The organism is Armatimonadia bacterium (assembly GCA_039679385.1).
GTDB lineage: Bacteria > Armatimonadota > Zipacnadia > Zipacnadales > JABUFB01 > JAJFTQ01.
The window spans coordinates 86,343-108,822 of the sequence record JBDKVB010000017.1; the positions used below are offsets into that span (position 1 = coordinate 86,343).

At 64.8% G+C, this 22,480-nt stretch carries 17 protein-coding genes; 10 read left to right on the plus strand and 7 right to left on the minus strand.

The window, feature by feature from the left end:
• Position 1: 1 nt before the first annotated feature.
• The 3 genes from ABFE16_01860 to ABFE16_01870 all read left to right on the plus strand — a co-directional run bounded on the left by ABFE16_01860 (position 2) and on the right by ABFE16_01870 (position 3,527).
• Entirely contained in the window at positions 2-1,402 is a 1,401-nt protein-coding gene (locus ABFE16_01860; protein ID MEN6344015.1) for an MFS transporter, read from the plus strand.
• A 163-nt stretch (positions 1,403-1,565) separates the two neighbouring features.
• Positions 1,566-2,306 (plus strand): glycosyltransferase family 2 protein, encoded by a 741-nt coding sequence (locus ABFE16_01865; protein ID MEN6344016.1) that lies wholly within the window; start codon positions 1,566-1,568, stop codon positions 2,304-2,306.
• A 39-nt stretch (positions 2,307-2,345) separates the two neighbouring features.
• Positions 2,346-3,527, plus strand: coding sequence for a glycosyltransferase family 4 protein (locus tag ABFE16_01870; protein MEN6344017.1), 1,182 nt, complete (start codon positions 2,346-2,348; stop codon positions 3,525-3,527).
• Between the two features lie 95 nt (positions 3,528-3,622).
• Here ABFE16_01870 and ABFE16_01875 read toward each other — a convergent pair whose 3' ends face one another.
• The 5 genes from ABFE16_01875 to ABFE16_01895 form a co-directional block, all read right to left on the minus strand.
• Complete coding sequence (locus ABFE16_01875) at positions 3,623-4,582, minus strand: C-terminal binding protein (GenBank protein MEN6344018.1); 960 nt, start codon at positions 4,580-4,582, stop codon at positions 3,623-3,625.
• A 147-nt stretch (positions 4,583-4,729) separates the two neighbouring features.
• On the minus strand, positions 4,730-6,019 hold the full coding sequence (locus ABFE16_01880; GenBank protein MEN6344019.1) for a M28 family metallopeptidase: 1,290 nt from the start codon (positions 6,017-6,019) through the stop codon (positions 4,730-4,732).
• 72 nt (positions 6,020-6,091) lie between these two features.
• Positions 6,092-7,345, minus strand: coding sequence for a nickel-dependent lactate racemase (gene larA, locus ABFE16_01885; protein MEN6344020.1), 1,254 nt, complete (start codon positions 7,343-7,345; stop codon positions 6,092-6,094).
• A 102-nt stretch (positions 7,346-7,447) separates the two neighbouring features.
• Positions 7,448-7,732 carry a MazG nucleotide pyrophosphohydrolase domain-containing protein gene (locus ABFE16_01890; protein ID MEN6344021.1) on the minus strand — a complete coding sequence of 95 codons (285 nt, stop codon included), beginning with the start codon at positions 7,730-7,732 and terminating at the stop codon, positions 7,448-7,450.
• A 10-nt stretch (positions 7,733-7,742) separates the two neighbouring features.
• The gene (locus ABFE16_01895) at positions 7,743-9,809 is read right to left on the minus strand and encodes a hypothetical protein (GenBank protein ID MEN6344022.1); all 2,067 of its coding nucleotides are present in this window, start codon (positions 9,807-9,809) and stop codon (positions 7,743-7,745) included.
• A 380-nt stretch (positions 9,810-10,189) separates the two neighbouring features.
• On the opposite strand from ABFE16_01895, the gene ABFE16_01900 reads away from it, so the two are divergent.
• From ABFE16_01900 to ABFE16_01920, 5 genes are all read left to right on the plus strand, one after another.
• Complete coding sequence (locus ABFE16_01900) at positions 10,190-11,614, plus strand: hypothetical protein (protein ID MEN6344023.1); 1,425 nt, start codon at positions 10,190-10,192, stop codon at positions 11,612-11,614.
• Positions 11,615-11,814: 200 nt separating this feature from the next.
• On the plus strand, positions 11,815-13,194 hold the full coding sequence (locus ABFE16_01905) for a hypothetical protein (GenBank protein MEN6344024.1): 1,380 nt from the start codon (positions 11,815-11,817) through the stop codon (positions 13,192-13,194).
• A gap of 116 nt (positions 13,195-13,310) precedes the next feature.
• Positions 13,311-14,318, plus strand: coding sequence for a thiamine pyrophosphate-dependent enzyme (locus ABFE16_01910; GenBank protein ID MEN6344025.1), 1,008 nt, complete (start codon positions 13,311-13,313; stop codon positions 14,316-14,318).
• A 1-nt stretch (position 14,319) separates the two neighbouring features.
• Positions 14,320-15,330 carry an alpha-ketoacid dehydrogenase subunit beta gene (locus tag ABFE16_01915; protein ID MEN6344026.1) on the plus strand — a complete coding sequence of 337 codons (1,011 nt, stop codon included), beginning with the start codon at positions 14,320-14,322 and terminating at the stop codon, positions 15,328-15,330.
• 117 nt (positions 15,331-15,447) lie between these two features.
• Positions 15,448-16,320 carry a restriction endonuclease gene (locus tag ABFE16_01920; GenBank protein MEN6344027.1) on the plus strand — a complete coding sequence of 291 codons (873 nt, stop codon included), beginning with the start codon at positions 15,448-15,450 and terminating at the stop codon, positions 16,318-16,320.
• 4 nt (positions 16,321-16,324) lie between these two features.
• On the opposite strand, the gene ABFE16_01925 is transcribed toward ABFE16_01920, so the two are convergent.
• A complete protein-coding gene (locus ABFE16_01925) occupies positions 16,325-18,700 on the minus strand; it encodes a hypothetical protein (protein ID MEN6344028.1) in 2,376 nt (791 codons plus the stop codon).
• Positions 18,701-18,896: 196 nt separating this feature from the next.
• Between ABFE16_01925 and ABFE16_01930 the strand changes: the two genes are divergently transcribed.
• Entirely contained in the window at positions 18,897-19,184 is a 288-nt protein-coding gene (locus ABFE16_01930; protein ID MEN6344029.1) for an Lrp/AsnC ligand binding domain-containing protein, read from the plus strand.
• 296 nt (positions 19,185-19,480) lie between these two features.
• Entirely contained in the window at positions 19,481-20,377 is an 897-nt protein-coding gene (pdxS, locus tag ABFE16_01935; protein MEN6344030.1) for a pyridoxal 5'-phosphate synthase lyase subunit PdxS, read from the plus strand.
• A 94-nt stretch (positions 20,378-20,471) separates the two neighbouring features.
• Here pdxS and ABFE16_01940 read toward each other — a convergent pair whose 3' ends face one another.
• Complete coding sequence (locus tag ABFE16_01940; protein MEN6344031.1) at positions 20,472-22,433, minus strand: DUF6785 family protein; 1,962 nt, start codon at positions 22,431-22,433, stop codon at positions 20,472-20,474.
• Positions 22,434-22,480: the final 47 nt, after the last annotated feature.

Here is a 22,480-nt window from a genome sequence, read left to right on the forward strand (position 1 = left end):
CATGAGTGAGTCCCTTCGGATAGCAGAGCAAGCTGAGGAACTGCCGCTGCGTCCACTGTCGCATCATCTCGCCCTGACCGTGTACTGGCTGAGCAACTCGCTGCTGTGGGGAGCCCTGCTGCACCTTGGGCTGCAGAGCCGACTGAGCGACTGGTACACCCAGGACAAGGTCGGCTACTACCTGGGGATCATGGGCTTCGTCGGCGGCAGCATCGCCACTGTGGCCCAGATCGTGACCGGCGCCTTCAGCGACCGCTCACTGAGCCGTTGGGGACGGCGAAGGCCTTTCGTTGTCGTCGGCTCGACCTTCGCCGTCTGTGGCCTGATGTTTTTGGGCGCCGCGAAGTCCTTCTGGCCCTTTGCCGGAGCGCTGGTGCTGGTGCAGTTGTGCAGCAACATCGCCCTGGCCCCCTTCACGGCCTTGCTACCCGATACCGTGAATCCTCGCGAGCACGGCAAGGCCTCCGGCTTCATGGGCGTTGCGCGACTACTCGGCGACATCGGCGGGCTGATCCTGGCGGGAGCGATGCTCAATGCCAACGAGGAGATCTCCCAGAACAAGGTCCTCCTCGTCGCCTTCCACGATCAGCGAATGCCGCTGCTGTGCGGGGTGATGGGCGCTTTCATGGTGCTCACCGCCGCCTACACCTGCTGGACCATCCGCGAGCGGCCCCTCAAGTCGCGACCGGAAGCTACAGCCTGGCAGACCATGATCGGCGCCTTCGCGCTGGATGTGCGGGGCTATCCCGACTTCTTCTGGCTGTCTATCTCCCGGGCCGTCACCAACCTCGGCTTCTACATGTTCCTGGAGGTGCTGTTCTTCTTCATCAAGTACAGCCTTGGGCACCCGGATCCTCACCTGGGCAACCCCAATGCAGAGCGCACCTCCATGTACGTGATGCTCCCGGCGATCCTCGTTGCTGCGGCGGCCAGTGTTCCCGCCGGGATACTGTCTGACCGAATCGGTCGCCGCCCGCTGATCTTCCTGGCCCAGTTCCTGCTGGCCGGGGCAGCGCTCATGTTTGCTTTCGCCCCCAACCTCACGGTCGTATACCTGGGTGGAGTTCCAGCCGGGATCGCCTACGGAGCCTTCACTGCGGTGGAGTGGGCGCTGGCGTGCAACTTGCTGCCCAAGGGTGAGGCGGCGCGGTACCTGGGCCTGTGGAACGCTTCGGCGGCGGTTCCCCAGATTCTGGCCTTCCCTCTGGCCGGCGCCATCGGCAGTGCAATCTCGGCGCGAGTGCCGGGCCTGGGATGGCGAGTGGACTTCGGCCTCGCCAGCCTGTTCTGCCTGATTGGTGCCTACTTCCTGCTTCGCGTCCATGAGCGCCGTTCTCCTCGTGGACAGACCGACGCCGCTCAGGAGACGCCCGCTGCTGAGGAGCAGGAATCGCCGGCCTAGGGCCGTTTCGTTGCGGGATGAAGCCGATTCGTGTATATGTAATAGGCATCGCACTACAACCGGGAGGTGACCCTGGCAGGCCCTCATGCAGTCGAACGGAGGCTTCCTTTGTCGCGAAGTCTCGCGGAGCCTTGCATGGTGACCTGACAGGGCGAAGCTGCTCATGGCGGACCAGACTGGCCCCAGGCTGTCGTCCCTGTCGGTGTTCTTTCCCTGTCACAACGAGGTTGGCAATATCCGGGGGCTTGTCGAACGCACGCTGGCAGTGCTGCCCACCGTCGCCGAGACCTACGAGGTCATCATCGTCAATGACGGCAGCAAGGACGGCACGCGGGAGCTGGCGGACGAACTGGCCGCCCAGAACCCAGTCGTCAGGGCCGTCCACCACGAGGTGAATCGCGGCTACGGCGGCGCACTACAGTCGGGGTTTGCGGCTGCTCAGTATGACTACGTGTTCTTCACCGATGGAGACGGGCAGTTCGACGTGGGCGAGATCGACAAGCTCGTGGCGCTGCTGGACCAGGCGGACATGGCCCTGGGCTGGCGCATCAAGCGGGCAGACCAATTCCTTCGCCTTGCCAACGCTCGGGCCTACAAGGCGATGATCCGCCTGCTCTTCGGGCTGAAGGTCCGCGACATCGACTGCGCCTTCAAGCTCCTTCCCCGGCGAGTCCTGGAGAGCATCGAACTGCACAGCCTGGGCGCGCTCATCAGCGCCGAACTGCTCATCAAGGCTACGCACGTCGGCTTCACCTACGCCGAGGTCGGCGTGCATCACTACCCGCGAACAGCCGGGCAGCAGTCCGGGGCGAAGCTCAGCGTGATCTTGCGTATGTTCGGCGAGCTGTGGAAGATGCGCGCCGAGCTCAAGCGCATCGACAAGCAGAAAAGCGCCACTTTGTGAGGACGGAAGGGCATACGTCGAGGTGCAGGTAAACCGCTGATGGGTCCGAAGCGAATCGCCTACGTGGACCACGCCCTGCAACTGGGAGGAGCTCAAAAGAGCCTCCTGGAGCTGGTGGCAAGACTCGACCGGCGGAGGTTTTCGCCGGTCCTGTTGTGTGCTGAGGGCGCTGAGTGGCTCGACCGTCCCGAGCTTGAGGGCGTCGAGCAAGTCCCCGTCTTTGAAGCGTCTCCCCTGCTCGAGCAGCGCCGCGACCAGCTCCACCCGTCAGTCCTGCGCTCGCGTGGGCAGCTTCTCGGCGGTCTGACCCCGGTGCTGAGACTCCGGCGTGCGCTGCGGGCGGTCAAGGCCGACCTGGTGCACACCAACACTCTCAAGGCCCATTTCCTCGGCGGAGCGGCGGGCCGTCTGTCCGGTCTGCCCGTGCTCTGGCATGTGCGCGACATCCTCGACCCCGGACCGGCGCGTACCTGGCTCCTGCGAGCCTCGAAGCTCCTGCGGCCACAGGTCATCGCGATCTCCCAGGCAGTAGCCGCGCAGTTCGCCTCCCAGAACGTGCCCGTGGAGCTGATCTACAACGGCATTCCGCTGGACCACTTCACCCCTGGGCAGCCCGACCCCTCACTGAGGCGTGGGTTGCAGCTCAGCCCCGAGGACGAGGTCCTCACGATCGTCGGCCGTCTCACTCCCTGGAAGGGCCACCGGACCTTGCTCGAGGCGCTGGCGATCCTATCGGCTCAGCGTCCACAGGTTCGGCTGCTGGTCGTCGGCGAGGTCGCCTTCTGGGAAGCCTCCTACGGGGAGGAACTCGAGCATCTCGCCGAGGACCTCGGGATTGCCGACCGCGTTTCCTGGCTGGGCTTCCGCGAAGATGTGCCGCAGATACTACGGCTGTGCGACCTCTTCGTGCTGCCCTCGGTGGACGAGCCCTTCGGTCGCGTGCTCATCGAGGCCATGGCCGTCGGGAAGGCGGTCGTCGCGACCCGCTCCGGTGGAGCCCCCGAAGTGGTACTCGACGGTGAGACGGGCGTGCTGGTGCCGCCGGGGGACGAAAAGGGCCTGGCTGCCGCGTTGAGTGATCTGCTCTCTGACCGAACCAGGGCCGCTGCAATGGGGCAACGAGGACTTGAGCGTGCCCAGACGGTCTTCGATGTGAACCGCGTCGTGGAGATGGTGCAGAGCCTCTACGACAGGACTCTCGCCGGGAGTCGCACGGGGTAGCTACACACACAAGAGGACGAGCGCAGACAGAAGGGCCGCTGCGGCAGAGGTGTTGCCGACAGCGGCCCTGGTGATTCCACAGCGAGGCAGATGGCCTACAAGAGCCGAGAGATCGGTTGCTTGCCCTGGAAAAAGAGCACCAGATTCTCGCAGGTCTCGCGCCGTGCCTGCAGGACGGAGTCCGTCGAGTAGTAGGCGACGTGCGGGGTGATGATGACGTTCGGGAAGCTGCGCAGCGGGTGCTCCTCGGGCAGGGGCTCGGGATCATGCACATCGAGCCCGGCACCGGCGAGCTTGCCGGCTGCGATGGCGGCCGTCAGGGCCTCGGTGTCGACAACCGGCCCGCGGCAGGTGTTGACGATGAAGGCACTCGGCTTCATCATCGCGAGGCGCTCGGCGTTGACCAGATGTCGGGTCTCGTCAGACAGCGGAACGTGCAGCGTGATGATGTCGGCCTCTTTGAAGACCTCTTCGGCCGTCGACTTGACCTCGTCCACGTTCTCGACGTCCTTGCCCTTCAGGAAGGCGTCGAAGCCGATGACCTTCTTGAAGAAGGGCTTCGCACGCTTGGCCGAAGCGCGACCGATGCGACCCAGGCCGATGACGCCGAAGACGAGTTCCTCGAGCCGCCGTGCGGGCAGGATTGCGTCCTCGCCCCAGCCGCCGCCGCGCACGAGATCAACGGTCGGCTGGATGAAGCGCAAGAGTGCCAGGGACAGCGCGATGGCATGGTCGGCGACTTCGGGGATCGAGTAGGCCGGCACGTTCAGGACCGCAATGCCCAGATCCTTGCAGGCCTCGAGGTCGATGTTGTCCACGCCGACGCCGTTGCGGCAGATGGCCTTACAGCGAGTGAGCTTGCTCAGGATGCTGCGGGGAAGCGGCGCCCACTGAGTGATGATGGCATCAGGGTCACCTATCTGGGCTGCAACCTCCTCCTCGGTGGTGCACTGGGCGCGGACGATTTCAGCGTCAATCTCGTTGAGGATCTGCTGCTCAAGGTCCATGTCCTCAGCGATGGTGTAGTCGCTCACGAAGATCTTGAGTCTGGGCATGGGGGTAACGCTCCTTCATGGCGGTTGTCCGACGAAGCGCAGTCGGGACCCGCGGTTCGCCCCGACGCAGCAGTCGCTGCCGCATGCCGGGTGCGCCACGCAGGCACTCGGTGGAAAGGGCTCTCGGTCGCCAAGAAACCGGGCCCTCTAGATCTTCAGCCAACCATCGGCGACAGCTTGGACCTCTTGCTGCGTCTTCTCGGGGAAGCGACGCTCGAAGGGTAGGTCGCGCTGACCGGCGATATCGGCGGCGATGTCGGCGACCATACTCGCGCAATGCGACAGGAGGTCGGGCGACAGCCTGTTAATTGTATCATAGATGCTATGGTGGAACCAGCGGCCACCGGGGCAGTTGCGGCGGTAGAACCACACTGCGGGCACTCCGCGCACCATGAAGGGAAAGTGGTCGGAGAAGGCGTCCGGGTCGTGCCGCATCGTGCCGGGGAACTCATGCGCTGCAAGCTGCCCGCGCATGTACTCGTGGAACTCCACTGAGCCCGTCACGTAGGTCTCGCTGACACCCGTCCAGCAGCCCTGGCCATCTGTGTTGAGCACCAGGTCGAGTTGCTCCGCGCGGTACCTGGGCTCCTCCACGTAGGCGAAGGAGCCTTGCGACAACTGCTCTTCCGTCCCGAAGGAAACGAAGCGAATCGGCTTCTCCAGCGGCACACCCTTCAGGGCCTCAGCCACAGCCAGAGTAACGGCCACACCGGCGGCGTTGTCCTCTGCGCCCACGGAGAGCCGGACTGAGTCGTGGTGGCCACTCACCAGGACGCCACCCGCATCGCTGCGGCCGGCCAGAGTGCCGATCACGTTCTGCGACTGCCGATCCTCCACGACCGTGTCCAGGTTCAGTCGCACTCGGTCCGCCCTACCCTCGACCAACTCGCACTCGACCGTGAAGGGCACCGAAGCCGCCGGGAAGGTGAGCAGCGGCAGGAAAGACCAGGGCAGGCCGACCAGGATGTTCCAGTCGCTGGTGTAGCGCACATCCGTCCAGATAGCCGCCGCGACGCCGACCTGGGCAAAGCGGCGCAACATCTTCGCGTTCGGCCCGTAGGTGCCATGAACCAGGGCGACCTTGTCGTGCAGATCCACGTGATCCAGGATGTCCTCGGTGGCCTCGCCCACATACACCAACTCGGCCTCGATCTCGCCCTGGGTGCTGGGAGTGTGCGCGACGGCGTCCATGGTCACCGAGCGCCATTGGCCGCCGAAGCGCGCCTGCATCGAGGCATGGCGCACGTCATACCACTTGCAGGTGAAGGACTGTTGGTGGACGTCCTGCAGCCCGATACGGTTCATCTCAGACTGGATGTAGTCGGCGGCGCGCTGCTCGCCTTCGCCACCGGCAAGGCGCTCGCCAAGAGTATCGGCAAGGTACTCGGCGTGCTTCATGACCTGATCGGGCTGAACCTTGAAGCGTGCGGCAGACATGATGACCGGTCTCCAGGATACTGAGTAGTTGTTCCGAGGTCGTATACGCCCTCGCCCACAGCGAGCGTCTCGTCAGGACAGGACCGTGCAGATCGTGCGCCGGCCCTCATGCAGCGCCAGGATAGTAGATTGCTTGCCGACACGCTCCTCGGCCAGCGCCAAGGCCGAAGCAAGATCGTCGGCAGGCTGCAGGTAGGTGTCCTTCAGTTGTGGGTTCAGCCGCGAGACGACGATCAGGCTCGCGCCCACATCATGGACAAGGCGTGAGAACAGGACGCCCGGGCTGCAAGGCGGCCAGGCGTCCTGAAGCTGATTGTGCGCCATGCTGCGGGTGATTTCCTCCCGCTTCTGCAGCACCGTCTCAGATCGCAGCAGCGCCCACTCCGGCTCCGAGGCACCCCAGCCACGCTCGCACTCGCCAAGCAGGATGACCACGCCGCCGGGCTTCACACACTCCAGCGCGGGCGCCAGGGTCTTTTTCGCCTGCACCATGTCAACGTCATAGGGGTAGCCGCCGGAGGAGCAGATCACGATGTCTGCGCGCTGTGGGACTGTGTGCGAGTAGAGGTGACGCGCTACCTGCACGCCCTCGTAATGTGCGGTCTCGAGCTCGCCTGCATGGAGGCTGCACAGCGAGTCATCGGGGTTCACGACAGCATCGAGGATCCAGTGCACGCCTACAGCCCGGGCCGCCTGCAGCATATCCTCATGCACCGGGTTGCCCCTGAGGCGCCCGAGTTGCGGCCCGTGAGGCAAGGTGAGGAAATGGTTGTGGGTGGTCGAGGCATAGGAGCTGCAGGCCGGCAGAATCATCTTGCGGCCGCCGGAGAAGCCCGCGATGTAATGTGGCTCGATGAACCCCATCACGATCCGCTTGTCGAAGTCGCGCAGCACCGGGCTGACCTCAATCGGCGTGCCGTTGGTCGTGGTACCGAGGCGCCACTGCTGGGGGTCGCGCGCAGCGTTCTGGTGCACCTGGTGCGTGCCGAGGAAGCGGTCGAGTTCCTCGTCGCTCATCGGCCGGTGGTTGCCCAGGCCGATCATGATCTCGGGCTTGCCGCCAAGGCTCTCGATCCGCTCCAGGAGTCGGAACAGCAGGTCCGAAGGGTTCGGTCGCGTGTGATCGACCGTCATGACCAGCACGCGGTCGCCCCGCTTCACGACTTCCTCCAGCGATGGCCCGGCAGGATTGGCCAGCGCCTGCTCGAAGGCCTGCGCCGTGTCCTCGATTCCTCTGCAGGCCGGGGTGCGAAGCTGGGCGATCACTCGCCCGTCCTCCACCTCAGCCCTCTGCCGGGTGTGCCCGTAGGGAAGAACAAGCTCCATGGGTCGTGGTGGTCACCTCTGCTGCTGCGGCAAGGGTCCCGCACAGCGAGAGTAACCCCTCCTTGTGTGTGCCTTGTGCGACGGTCTGCCCGGGCGTCGACTCTACCCGCAGTCGCAGGGAGTATGACCGCACTTGGGGCAGCCGTGTTCATACTTGGCCTTCGCCACGGCCTCCAGGTCGATGCCCTGGATGCTGGCCATGGTCGTCAGCCAGGCAAGGACGTCGGCGAACTCCTCGGCCTGCTCCTGGGCTGTGCCGCGCTTCAGCGCTCGGGAGAGCTCGCCGACTTCCTCCACAAACCACAGGAAGGTGGCGTCCAGGCCCCGACCGTTGTCTTTGGCGAAGTAGAGGTCGCGGATGAGTTGCTGAAACTCGCTGATCTTCATGAGGCGTCCCTTACCTGATCTCGACGGTGAAGGGCGCGTCGAACTGCCCCTCGACATACACCACGAGGTCGTGCCCGTCGTTCTCGCGGCCCAAGGCTACTCTCTTGGCGCCGTGACTGCAACTTGCCTCGCTGAGCCACTGCCCCGCTCCGCTGATCACGAAGGCCGGGTTCACGACCGGCGCCTCGGAGGGCGTCACCGTAAGGGTGATTCGCGCGGCGCCCTGAGCAGCTTTGACCAGATACGCTCGCTGGCTCTGATCGTAGCGGTCGAAGGAGCCGCCGGCAACCTTCACGGTTCCCGGTTCGAGCCAGCAGGCCGTTGCTTGCCGCAGCTCAGTCTCCTGCTGCGTCACACCGATGAGCCAGTACCAGACACGGTGGTCATCAGTGCTCTCGGCCTCGGCATTCACCAGGTTCGCCAGGTTGCTGTGCGTCGGGCGCTGGAAGTCGGCAGGACTGTCAAGCCACGTGGTGCGCACACCGCGGCTGATCGGCCAGTGCAGATAGGTGTTGAAGAGGCCGGGCTTCTCGACGTAGGGCTCGGCCCACAGCTTGACCTGCACGTCGGCGTCGTCGACGGCCATGAAGGGCTTGAGGCGCGTCGGCAGGTTGATGCTCGCGATCACGTGCGGCCAGCCGTCGATGCTCAGGAAGGGACGCGGCCACTCAGGTCGCTGGGTGCGTCCGTCGGTCGTGAGCAGCGTCAGCGCCTGCGGGTTCACCGACTCCTGCGGAGCGTTGCCCGGACGGTTCAGCAGCAGGAACTCCTGATTCTCGTGCCAGCCGGACTTGTACCACGCCAGCAGCTTGCGCGTGCCGACCGCATCCGGATACAGATAGTAGTACTCGTCCGCCCACTCGTCGTTGATGACCTTCTGCGCGAAGTCCGTGAGGCCGTAGCGCCAGTGAACCACAACCCGGGCCGGAGTCGAAGACACGATCTCGGCACGGGAGTTCCGGCACTCCTTGTCCATGATCGGCTCCACGCAATCCACGGCGCCGTTGAGGTCGGGTTCGGCCTCCAGCCACTCGTAGGACAGCCAGGAGGTGTTGAAGGCCCAACAGGGCACGTAACTTGTGCCGCGCCAGAAGACAAAGCGAGCGTCGGAGTTGTCGAAGCTCACCACCAGGTCGCGCAGGTTGCTACCCTTCCAGAGGTCGTTCCACGGCAGCGTGTCGGTTCGCGACACATACACCGGCGCCGGGTAGGACAGGTCGGCATAGCGGGCTCCGAAGCCGGGCTCATGGCGGCGCTCCACCAGGATCACCTGGCGGGTGTCCGCCACGACTGCACCACCAGCGAGCACCGCCTTCAGCCGCAGACCGTAGGTCGCTGCGCGAAGGTCGCTCGTATCCAGAGACAGGCTGCTTGCCTGCGTGGCCTGCGAGAGAGACCGACTGAGCGATCGCACGGTCGCGCCGTCGCGGTCGACGAGCTCAGCGACCACCTGTACCGCGCCCTTCGCCTGTGGGCCCGCTGCGAATCGCACTGCAAGTTCAGTGCCCGGCGTCACCATCAGATAGGAAGCGGGCAGCAGCCCGTAACCGTGATCGACGTAAGGTGGCTCCTGCGCTGCCTGCACCGAGAACAGCCCCTGCGGAGCCTCCTCGTCGGTCGCGAACTCGCCGTGCGCCACCATCCGGCCGCCAACCTCCAGGGCGACGCTGATCGACCCCGCAACCACCGGGAGCCAGCGAGCGCGGTACTGGGCCTTCGGTGCGAGCCAGTGGACCGGCAAGTCCAAGCGCAGATCTCCGCCACGGAACCGCAGCACCCCGGTCTGGGTCACGCTGTCCGGGAGGCACGCCTCGATCACGCACAGACGCTCCAGCCGGCGCAGTCCCACGCGGTAGCTCGCCTTGGTGTGGATCGTGACCTCCGGGACCTGGGGCTCGGTCTCCGCCGACCACAGCCAGGAGGGCTCGCCGAACAGGGGTCGCGCGTACTGCGACCGCGGCAGCTTGTCGATCTCCCTCATGCCGAAGGGCACCGCCACAGGCGGCACGGGGCTCTCCTGGGCCGTCAGGGGCGCCACCACACTCAGAGCAAGACTGCACATCAGCAATCGCAACATGCACCTTCCACTCCCTCGACCGGACACTTGGTGCGACCAGGACCTTAGTTGTGCTCTTCTCCCTGCCTGCAAGGGGCACCTTTGCACTGAGTGCGCCAAGCACTGCTCGCGACCGAGGGCCGAAGTGCGGTGGGCCTGACCTCAAGGCAGGGAACCTTTGCCGGCGTGGCGAAACTAAGGGTTCTTGGGAGAAGATGAATCCGGCAGGTCTGAGAGTCCTCTAGTTGGGGGGTACCAGCAGACGCACCTGAAGCTACCTCACGTCAGGCAGGGGCAGCAAATCGACAGAGCGTATGCCGAGGCGCGTTTCGTGAATAGGGCAGCAACGGGGGTGGCCAGATCCTCCGCAGCGCCCAGAGGTCGGCCAAGGAGGAGTACGGATGAGGACAGATCGCGTCGGTAGGGCACGCGTAACCTTTGCAGTGCTTCTGGCCCTGGCGGTTCCTGCAGGGATGTTCCTGCATGCCAGGGCAACCGCGTACATGGACTCGCAGCTCGCGACCGCCGCAGTGACCAGGGCGCTGCTGGCGGTATCGCAGGAGGCAGAGCGGGCACGGACCGAAGGTGCAGCAGCCACTGAGACGCCGGGGACTCGCCCGGCCGAGGGGCAATCGGTCGCCCTGCTCAAGGCTATCGACAACTACCGGAAACTGCTTCTTGACCAGAAGTTCGAGCAGGCCTGGGAGCTGATCCATCCCGACACCTATGGAGGTTGGGAGCAGGAGGAGTGGGTCGACGCGCAGGCGGAGCTTAGCAAGGGCGACCTCTCCTCGCTCTCGGAGCCCTGGGCCGTACTCCTCTGCGGCAAGGGCCATGAGGTCGTGGACACCGTCATCAAGGGCAACAGCGGCTACGCCCGCGTGGCGATGGACCTCGAGGAACGCTCTACCCTTCTGCTGCGCAAGAACGGCGACGAGTGGGCCATCGACCTGGCCGGTACAACGAACGCCGAGGCCAGGAACTCGCTCCAGAGCCAACTCAAACTCCTACAGGCGGACAGGCCCTTTGAGCGCATGTTTGGCTTCGCGATCACCGCTCAAGAGGGGCTCGGTATCCCGACGCAGTTCCCGATCAACGCTCTGCCGGTGGCGAACTACCGGTGCGAGCCCACGGGCATGAAGATCGAGGGCGATCACGCCACTGTCAACCTTGTGGCCCGCGGGAGGGTGCATCTGCTGGTTCCCGTGGAGCTTGAGGAGGGTAGCTGGCGTCCGGACTGGCGGAACATGGAGATCATCGACCCCTCACAACCCACGGGCCCCGAAGCCCTGGGCAGACGCGTGGCGAGCAAATCGACACAGGCTGCCTGCCAGAGCAACATGAAGCAACTCGGTCTGGCGCTGCTGATGTACTGCCAGGACTACGACGAGAAGATGCCGATCGCGGACCGCTGGTGCGATGCGGTCTTCCCCTACTGCAAGAACGAGGCGATCTTCACCTGCCCGGCTGACAAGGAGCAATGGAGCTACGCCATGAACTACAAGCTCAGCCGCCAGCTCATGGCGAGGATAGAGCAGCCCGCCTGGACCATCGCTCTCTTCGAGTCCGAGCCCAGTCGCCGCAATGCCTGGGACAAGGACGCTCCGGCGGGGGCCAGTCTCGCCAGTCCACCCCGGCATGGTGACTTCAACAACTTCGCCTTCACCGACGGGCATGTGAAGGCGCTGCGCACTCCCGAAGTGCGGCCGGAGATGTACCGCCTGGTCGGCAATCCGGGCTTCCTCGCCCCGGCGCCTCAAGGGCCGGACACACCCGTACCGGCACCGCCTGCGCCAGGACCTGCACCGGCCGAGCCCGGGGAGTAGCCCTTCGCGAGCCAGTCTGAGACAGTACGCGACCCACAACCACGGGCCGGCAGGTGCGCCTTCAGGGCGCTACCTACCGGCCCGTCGTGCTATCGACCTGGCACGAGAGGAGACATGCCGTCAACCGAGCTGGGCCATGGGCCTCATCGCTCCCGCACGAGTAGATGCTGCCAACCACTTACCTCCCGGGGGGAATCCGAATGGACGTCGATCGCGTCGGTCGAGTACACGTGACCTTTGCAGTGCTGCTGGCAATCGCTGTTCCCGCGGCCATGTTCGTTCATGGCAAGGCGACCGCGTACATGGACTCGCAACTCGCCGCGGCTGCCGTGACGAAGGCTTTGCTCTGCTTGCCGCAGAGCACTGCACTGGCGCGGACAGAGCGAGACGGAGATACCGAGACGTCCACGACCACGATCTCCGAGGCGGACTCGGTTGCCTTGCTCAAGGTCGTCGATCGCTACCGCCAACTCCTCTCTGAGGACAGGGCCGACCTCGCCTGGCAACTCCTCCATCCCGACACCTATGGCGGCAAGAAGCAGGAGGCGTGGGTAAAGCAGCAGGAGGAGCTTCACCGCGGCCTTCTCTCCTCGGATCGCTCGCGCTGGAGCCTGCTCCTCTATGGTAAGAGCCACCGGATCGCGGAGACCATGGTGGCCGACGACCTCGCCCACCTTCGACTTGTGATGGAGGTCGAGGACCGATCCACGGTTGTGCTCCGCAGACGGGACGGTGAATGGGCCGTTGACCTTGCCGAGACGACGAAGGCCGACGTCGAGAACTCGATGCACAGTCGCCTCAAGTGGCTGGAGGGCGACGACCGCGTCCAGCGTCTCCTCGGCCTGACGATCACCGCTGATGACTACGGCCGCGTGTCCACGCGTCTCCCGATGACCTCCTTGCCGGTGGAGGACTACCGCCGCGAGATCACCTCGATGGGGGCAGAAGGCGACCGGGCAAGGGTGGACTTCGTGGCACGCGGGAAGGTTCACTTCCTGGTGCCGGTGGAGCTCAAGGAAGGCGAATGGCAGCCGGTCTGGCGTCACATGGAGGTGCTCGATCCCAAGGCTCCGACCAGGACGCCGAGGAAGGGAGAGTACCTGGGTGAGTTGTCGCCGATCGCGGCGTGCGCGTGGCGCATGAAGGAGCTCAGCCTGGCGATGGCCGCGTACCGACAGGACTATGATGATTGCATGCCAATCGCAGACCGATGGTGCGATGCGACGCTGCCCTACGTGTTTACCGAGGACAACTACTCCTGCCCGGCCGACGATGGAGACTGGAGCTATGCCCTGAACTACAAGTTCAGCCGCCAGCCGATGCGCATGGTGGCGTCACCGGGACGGACCGTCCTGCTGTTCGAGTCGGAGCCCAGCCGTCGCAACGCCTGGGATCAGCAGGGCCAGCCCGGCACGAGTCTTGCAGACCCGGCGCGCCATGGTCAGGTCAACAACTTCTGCTTCGCCGATGGGCATGTGAAGCCGCTGCGCAGGTCCGAGGTCCAGCCGGCGATGTACCGCCTTGTGGGCAACCCGGGCCTGCCTCGATCGCCGAAAGAGCCCGTCACCAACGACGAGTAGCCGCCCGCGAGGGTGACGAAGGACCAGGAGTGACCGACCAACAGGGACCGGGGGAGGGCGCTCAGCGCGACAGCCCGGTCCGTTTCACTACCAGCACACCCCAAAGGAGGGTAGTCATGGCAAAGACCGACGCCGCACTCCTGCTGCACTTCTATGAGGACATGCTGCGCATCCGGTTCTTCGAGGAGAAGATCCGCGATGTCATGCTGCCACAGAAGCTCTTCCGGGGCAGCTCACACCTCTCCCTCGGCCAGGAAGCAGTGGCTGTGGGAACGGTCCACGCCCTGCGTGAGGACGACTCCGTGATCAGTACCCATCGCGGTCACGGCCACGCGATCGCCAGGGGTATGGACATGGAGGCCATGTTCGCCGAGATCCTGGGGCGACGCACGGGATGCTGTCGGGGCAAGGGCGGCTCCATGCACCTGTCCGACGCCTCTCGCCACTTCATCGGCGAGAACCCGGTAGTCGGCTCGAACGCTCCCATGGCCTGCGGTCTGGCGCTGGCGGCTCGTCTCGAAGGCTCCGACCGTCTCGTCGCCAGCTTCTTCGGCGAAGGCGCGCTCAACACCGGGGCCTTCAATGAGGCTGCGAACATGGCCGCGCTCTGGAGCCTGCCGGTCCTGTTTGTGTGCGAGAACAACCTCTACGCCATCTCCGTGCCGGTGGAGAAGTCCAGCGCGATCCTGGAGCTGGAGAACCGCGCCTGCTCCTATGGTCTCAGCGGACGCCGGCGCAGTGGGATGGACGTGATGGAGGTGTATGAGACCGTGCGGGGCCTGGCCGAGCAGATGCGGGCTCATCCCGCGCCGGTCTTTGTGGTCTTCGATACCTACCGCTTTGAAGGCCATCACACTGCCGACAAACAGAGCTATCGCACGAAGGAGCAGGTGCTGGAGGAGTTCCGTGCCCACGACCCAATCCATCTTCTCGAGCGAGCGATGATCGACGACCACACGGTGAGTCTCGACGAGACCATCGCCTACCGCGACCGGACTCGCACCGAAGTCGAGGAGGCCTTTGCCCGAGCCCTTGAGGCGCCCTGGCCGGACCCTAAGGAGGCACTCGAAGGGGTCTATGCACCGGGCCCTGAGGCAGCCGCGGCCTCGAAGGGAGTGGTCTAGGATGGCCGAACCCCGGATGCGCGACATCACCATGGCCCAGGCGATCCGCACCGCACTTCGCGAGGAGATGAAACGTGACGAGAAGGTGATTCTCTTCGGGGAGGATGTGGCCCAGTACGGCGGCGTCTACGGGGCAACGACGGGTCTGCAGAAGGAGTTCGGCGCCGACCGCGTGCGCGATACTCCCATCTCCGAAATGGCGATTGCCGGGATGGCCGTCGGCGCTGCTCTGGCAGGCTGGCGTCCCGTCGCCGAGATCATGTACTGCGACTTCCTCGCCCACGCCGCGGATGCCATCGTCAACAATGCCGCCAAGTGGCGGTACATGAGCGGCGGCCAGTTCAAGGTTCCGCTGGTGGTACGCTCACCGGCAGGTGGTGGCGCCGGATATGCGGCCCAGCACTCGCAGAATCTGGAGGCGTGGTTTTGCCATATCCCCGGCCTCAAGGTGGTCATGCCCGGAGTGCCCAGGGACGCCCGCGGGCTGCTCAAGGCGGCCATCCGCGACGACAACCCGGTGGTGTTCCTGGAGCACAAGGCCCACTACACCTACAAGGGTCTCGTCCCGGCCGAGGAGGAGGTCCTCCCGCTCGGTGTGGCCGAGATCAAGCGCCAGGGCACCGATGTCACTCTGGTCGCCTGGTCGAAGACCCTGACCTTCGCACTTGAGGCCGTCGAGGTCCTTGCCGAGAAGGGCATCAGCGTCGAGCTCCTCGACCCGCGAACGCTGCAGCCCCTGGACGTGGACACGCTGTGCAACTCCGTCGCCAAGACCGGGCACCTGGCGATTGCCCACGAGGCGGTCACCTTCGCGGGCTTCGGTGCGGAGATCGTCGCGCAGGTCACCGAGCACGCCTGGGACAGCCTGAAACGACCGCCGCTTCGGATCGGCGCACCCTTCGTGCCTCTGCCCTACTCGCAGCCGATGGAGAGCTTCGTCATCCCGCAGGTGGCGGACATCGTGCAGGGGATCGAAGGGCTGCTGGACGGGACGCGGACCGGGGCGCGCTGAACGATTCTGGGGTGAAATCCGGTCGCGCAAGAGGATATGCAGTGGCAGAGAGGGAACTGTGGGTAGAAGTAGCCCAAGCACAGACTTGCCCCTCATCACTTACGCGGATGGCGATAAATGGCTCTCCCTGTTCCTCTCTCTGCCCTGGACAAGATACGGCACAGCATCGAAGCCCAGCGTGCGCAAGTGAGGTCCGACCTCATAGGCCACCTGAGCACCATCGACCCCTTCGAGTTCGAGCATCTCATCAAGGAGTTGCTCGAACGGATGAGTTTCACGGACTGTGAGGTCACTCAGCGCAGCAAGGACGGCGGCATCGATCTCCTCGCCAACTTCTCAATCGGCATCAGTGACATCAGAACCGTCTGCCAGGTGAAGCGCCAGAAGGCCAGCATCGGCGCTCCCGTCCTGCAGCAGTTCTACGGTGCCATGAACGCGCTGAAGGTCAATTCCAACGTTCATCTGGGCCTGTTCGTAACGACATCTCATTTTGCGTCAAGCGCCGTGACCTGGGTCGAGCAGTCGGCCCTGCCGTTGGCCCTGATCGACGGCGATCGTCTCGCGGACCTACTCATCGAGCACGGCGTGCTGGTGCGGTCAGTTGAGATGCCGCCGGGCCTCGAGCTGACAACCGCCGCCGTCGAGGATGCTGGTGAGGCGCAGCCCGAAGACGCAGAAGGGGAAGTGGACCCCGTCACGGCCTCCCAGGTGACTGAGCACAAGCAGCTCTTCCGATGGCCTCTGGAGTGGGGGCCCGGCGACAGCTACGTCCTGCGGGCCGAGTACCTGCCCGACCCGTCCCTTAGCTTCGAGGTCGGAGGCGTACGGGTCCCTCCCGAAGGTGACTTCGTCGCGGCGCGTACCAAGCTTCAGAAGCAGATCCTTGCGCACATGGAGCAGATCTTCCCCGATCTCCCGAAAGGGCGCCAGGCAGCACGGTCCTGGAGCGGGGTTCACAAGGTGTACCCGGCCGAGCACTACGGCAAGTAGCTGCCTAGCGCCTCAGGATCGCTGCCACGTAGCCGCCCGGGATCCGCAACTCCGTGTAGGTGTGGCCGTCCTGCGTGACCGTCGGCGCCTTCCAGGGCAATTCCTTGCCGGTGCGGTCGAAGACGTGGACCTCATGGCGTGAGCCGTCAGCCCAGCCGAAGTTCCCGCTCCGGTTGGTCAGGATGCGCTCCTGGCCGATGATGAACCCCTCGTGCAACTCGATCGGTGTGATCGGCCACATGTACCGGCTGAGCCCCGGCTGGGTCACGTTCTCCGTCGCCTGCTGGTGGTAGTAGTAGTACAGGCAGCCGTAGTCCAGGAAGCGGCGGATATTGTCCATGACGTCCTGCTCGGTGCGCTCCGTGAGGTGATCGCCCAGACCGATGGGGGTATACAGGTGCGACTTCACGAGGTTGGTGATCGAGCCCGTCTCCACGAACCGCGGGAAGTGGAGGCCAGTCTCGGTCTCCGTCACCGGGTTGCCGTTGCCGATCAGCGGGTGCCCGGCCCCCATGATCTTCTGGATCATCTTGACCCGGAAGGGGTTGGTGATCAGCGTCACGTGAGAGACCTTCCGCGTCAGCTCATTGGTCTTCGCGTCGATGAACCCGCTGCAGCCGTCCCAGGGCTCGCCGAAGTGCCACGTCTCCGAGCTCCAGGAGAGCTCATCCCAGTACACGCCGTCGGCTCCGAGGTCGTCAGGTCCGGTGCCGAGGATGAGGTCCACATTGCGCTCCATCGCTCGGCCATAGGCGTTCTCAAGGGTCGGGAAGAACAGCGGGTAGATCGGGTTTCGGTAGTCCGCCTGCTCCCCCGAGGCCTTCAGCAGACGATCCGACTTGTACTTCTGCGACGCTCCCTCCTCGGTGCTGATGAACACGTGGTAGTAGACCAGAGTCTTGAGCTGTGGCCGCACCCGCTTGAGGTGGGCCAGCAGGTCGCGCTGCGGCTTGTGGTCGACCAGCGGGAAGGCAGTCCCGTGCGGGTACTTGCCCTGGTACAGGGGCGCTGAGATGGAGCAGGAGGCATAGCGCAAGGAGAGCTTGTCAACCCAGTTTGCGGCCTGCTCGTCGGTCCACTTCGTGAAGGGCTCACGGGCCGTGACAAAGGCGAAGCTGCCGTCGAGACGGAAGTTGGTGGACTGCGACCAGCGGACGGCGTTGACGAAGTCGTAGTAGTCGCCCGAGTGGACCGGGAAGATCCACCACTGCGTCATCCGGCTCTCGTGCGGCTTGAGAACGAAGTAGTCATCGGCGAAGCCGCCCGTGGTGCCGGCGAAGTAGTTGCGCGAGTGGACTCGCGTGACGTCGTCCACCGGCATCAGGCCAATCCCAGCGTCGCCGGCCTTCACAAAGGTGGTCGGGTTGGCGGGCTCCTGGTCCGAGCCCTGTTTGAGCGGGCGCTTGAGACCGTTGAGGTAGACGGCCTCCGGCGCCTCGGACAGCGATAGCTCGTGGTGGATTCGCACCGGGAGGTCTGCATCGGTCAGGTTCATGAGGGTGTCGCGGACCTGCACGCACCTGGGCAAGGTGAGCACTTGCCGCACCACCCGGCGCTGCGAGTTGGTGGCCGTCACCATCGCCATCATCCCCCAACCAAGCGCGGTATCGGAAGCCACCTGCTCCGACACGAACCCATCCCACTGCCCGCCGGGGATCGAGAACCGCGAGTTCACGAGCCAGCGCCGTCCGTCCGCAGCGATCGACAGGCCGCTCTTGCCGTCCCGGTCCATCTGCACCAGGGGCACGGTGTTCGGCGTCGGTGCAGGCTCATAGAAGGGCAGCGGACCTTCTGGTGGTCCGGCCTGCAGTGCCGGGGCCTCGAAGGGTCGCACGTTCTCCCAGGCGAACTTCACCGACCGCACCTTGACGACTCGCGTGTCGACCGTCGAGGTGTTCTCCAGGACGAGCTCGTTCTCGCCCTCTCGGAGCAGATCGGTGACCACGAACTTGAGGTCGGAGGCATGCCCGTCAACTGACTTGTAGTTGCTGTCGGCGGTGTTGGCAATCGTGTAGTCGGGCGCGTAGTATAGGAAGTACCCGCCGCCGCTGTAGGTGCTCAGGAGACGACCGTCAGCGAAGGAGAACTGGCGACCGCGGTAGACGTGGCGCTCAACCTCCAGCTTGACGCCGTTGAGGATCGGCCACAGCAGCGAGGTACCGCCTGCCAGTTTGGGAGAGTCGATGCGGGCCTCGAGCGAGATCACACCGGCAAAGCGGAGGGGATTGGGCGGCACGGTGAACTTGAAGGAAAGCGGCTTGCCGGGCGCGACGGTGGCCTCTTCCGCCTGAAGGACTACTTCGGTGCTGAGCTCCTTCTGGGCCTGGCCTACACCCGCAAGGAGCAAGAGAGCGGCGAGGACGAACCGGGATCGCGACATTCTGCGACCTCCCCGAAAGGTGGGCACCGAGCAGGTCTTCAGCCTGCCGGGGCGCGGTGTCACTTCCGTACGCCGGGACTGCCGTCTGTGGGGTGCCTTCGCGGCAGAGGGTCTGGGCACCTGCGACCGGAGGGACGCCCGCACAGGATTCAGGCGACACGAGGCGAAGCAAGAAGGTCAAGCAAGGAGGACTGCCATGATCACTGCAGTGGTTCTGATCAACACGGAAGTGGGCAAGACGCCGCAGGTCGCTCAGGCGCTGGCGGAGACCGAGGGCGTTGCCGAGGCGTACTCCGTAGCAGGGAGCTATGACGTCGTCGCGATCGTCAAGGTCAAGGACTACGAGGAGATGGCCCAACTCGTGCCGGAGCGGCTGGCGAAGATCGACGGCATCGCTCACACCCTGACCCTGATGGCCTTCCGCCGCTACTCCGAGCGGCTCATGGACCGGATGTGGGAGATCGGCCTCGGCGAGGACCGCTGAGGGTCGGCAAACGCCGCAAAGCTCACCGCTACTGCGGGCGGGAAAAGTCCGTCGCAAGGTGGGCGCTCAGCCGTTTTCGCCGCTCAACAGCGCAACGGCACCTCACCCCCGTCTCGCGGTTGCTCGACTCCCCCCTCCACGCGTGGTGAGGTGCCACTTGGCCTTCCAGCAATGGGGACGGGCCAGTGTCGGCGTCGAGCGTCGAACGCCTAAGGGGTTTGCACGCGCTCTAGAATTAGGGTACACTAGGATGCTATATATCTGCGACGTGTCAAGTCGTGTTGGAGGCGAAGAAGATGTCGGAGAGCGCTGAGAAGTCAACCTGGAGAAACAAGGTGGGTCTCGCCGAGATGCTTCGCGGCGGAGTCATCATGGACGTAACGACTGCCGAGCAGGCCAAGATCGCCGAGGATGCCGGAGCCGTTGCGGTCATGGCACTGGAACGCGTGCCCGCAGACATTCGTGCCGAGGGCGGCGTGGCCCGAATGGCCGACCTCAAGGTCATCGAGACCATCATGAAGGTCGTCACCGTCCCGGTCATGGCAAAGTGCCGCATCGGGCACTTCGCCGAGGCCCAGGTCCTCGAGTCCGTCGGCGTGGACTTCATCGACGAGAGCGAAGTCCTCACCCCGGCGGACGAGGCCTACCATGTCTGGAAGCACGATTTCAAGGTCCCCTTCGTGTGCGGCGCCACGAACCTGTCCGAGGCACTGCGGCGGATCGGTGAGGGTGCGGCCATGATGCGCACCAAGGGCGAGGCCGGCAGCGGCAACATCGTCGAGGCAACCCGGCACATGCGTGCCGTCATGCAGGGCATCGAGCGGCTCAAGGGCCTGCGCGACGACGAGCTGATGACCGAGTCCAAGAACCTTGGCGCACCCTTCGACCTCGTGCGCGAAGTGTCCAAGGCCGGCAAGCTCCCGGTCCCGAACTTTTCCGCCGGCGGCATTGCCACGCCCGCCGATGCGGCTCTCATGATGCAGCTTGGCGCCGAAGCCATCTTCGTCGGCAGCGGCATCTTCAAGAGCGAGGACCCGGCTGCCCGTGCCAACGCCATCGTTCACGCGGCCACCTACTTCAAGGATCCGGCTGAGGTCGCCAAGGCCTGCCGTGGTCTCGAAGGCGCCGCCATGGCCGGTATCGACCTGCGCACCCTCAAGGACGAAGAGCGCATGGCCAACCGCGGCTGGTAGTAGCGCAGCACTTCTGTCGGGAATCAGCAGCCGGTGCGAGACCTCGCACCGGCTGTTTCTTCTGCCCTGAGACTGCCGCGGAGCCGTCGCCGGTCTACTCGGTGATGAGCACCCCGGCGATCGGGTGGAAGTAGTGCACGATCGTCCAGGTCAGCAGCACCACGGCGTTCCCCACGACCATTCCCACTGCAGCCGACCGCCCCAGGCGATAGGCCGGGTAACCGCCGAACCGGTGAGCCAGTCGCCGCGCCAGCCAGCCCAGGAAGATCGAGAAGCCATAGCGATCGCCCATCCACGTCGGCCCCATGATGGCTGCGTAGGCGAGCGGGTGCAGCGGCCACCACAGGAAGCGCTGCCGCAGGAAGTTGAGCATCCAGACCAGCACGCCACCCAGCGCCATATTCCCGTAGTTGCCCGCCGTGAACTGGTTGTTGGTCAGGATCATCCCCGCCAGCGAGGTGCCCAGGGCGTTCCCGGAGCCCTTGGGCCACCAGCCCAGGCCCGGCACCGTGTGGCTGTAGATCGCGTACAGTGAGGCCGGGTGCGACGCGAAGAGGCCAACCACCAGGGCCATGGCCATGACCGCCCAGACACTCCGCGGGTTGAGCCTTGCCGTCTCAGCCATCTTGTAGCCCTGGATGATGTTACCGGGCGTCATCGAGGCGGTGTCACGGATCTTGTAGCCCATGTAGCCGAGGGCGGTGATCGTCTTCACACCAACCGTGTTGGGCCCCAGCGAGCGCACGATCAGACGCTCCTGGTTCGTGAAGGGCGACCAGACGGCGAACAGACCGGCCTCAGAGACCACGCGCGTCAGCACCACCAGCGAGCAGAGGTAGAGACCCATGAGCGCCAGCGGGGCCCACCATTCGGCGCCGATCGCGTGGCCCCAGACGACGATGGTCGCCAGTGACCCGACGAAACCGAAGACCATCAACCGCGCCGACATCGGTTCGTGGCTGTCGTCGAAGTCGCCCCGGCCGGTGACCGCCTTGAGGAAGATGGTCTTCAGTGCGTGACGGGCCGACCATACGTAGATCGTCCCGGCCACCAGGTACGCGCCGATGCCCTGATGCTCGAACCAGTCATTGTGATTGGCGAGCCCGGCCATCTCGCGGAACACGGCGGTGAGCCTGCGAGCGATCCAGAAGAACCACAGGCTGAAACCTAACTCGTCGTTGACGAGATAGGTGATGCCGATCATCTCGAAGTAGTAGTGATAGGGGAAGTTGTTCAGCATGTTCCACGGGCGACCGGTGAAGACCGGCCCGATGTCCGGTGTGAGGTCCGTCTCAGGGATGCCCGGGAAGTAGTAGTGCAGCGCGTTCTTCGAATACAGCACCACGGGGATTGCGAAGGCGAACCAGAACAGCCAGGAGCGGAACACCCGTGGCAGGGCATCGCGGTCGGACTCGTAGCTGAGCATCTCGACCGGGATCTGCGCCAGCGGGAACAGCATGTGCTCTTCGTCGGCCCAACGACGGCGCAGGAGAGCAGCGGTCGTGGCCCCGAGGAGCAGGATCGCCAGGAGGTATGTGGTCCAGACCAGCAGTGGGCCGACCCACTCACCCCAGGGGATCGACTTCCCCGGCGGCAGGCCATAGAAGGCCCAGCGAACAGCAGGATCGTCGGGGTCCTTCGAGGGCACCAGCCAACGAGGGATGTAGTCGAAGAAGGTGTCGACCCACTTGTTCTCGGGCGTCGCGTAGTGCTGGCAACCGATCAGACCGATGTAGAGATAGGTGACCAATTGCTGGCCCGGGAAGCCGGCCATCACCATGATCGCGATGAAGAGGAAGACAAGCTGTTGACTGGAAAGCAGCCGACGGCCACGGCTCTTGAGCCACGCCACATTGACCAGCAGCAAGAGGAAGCACAGGAAGACGGCACAGCGGGGCAAGTGGCCAAATCCGATCAGGTCGTAGCGCACCAGGGCCGAGAAGGCGCCACCGGAGGCCACAGCGATCACCAGCAGCACACCCAGCGTCCAGGTGAGCCGCTCAGGAGTGGCTCGCGGCGTCTCGCCAGAGGGGCTCCGAGAGGGTTCGGTGCTCAAACCTTGCCGTGACCTCCAGTTGCAGATGGGACGACGGGGCTTTTCCC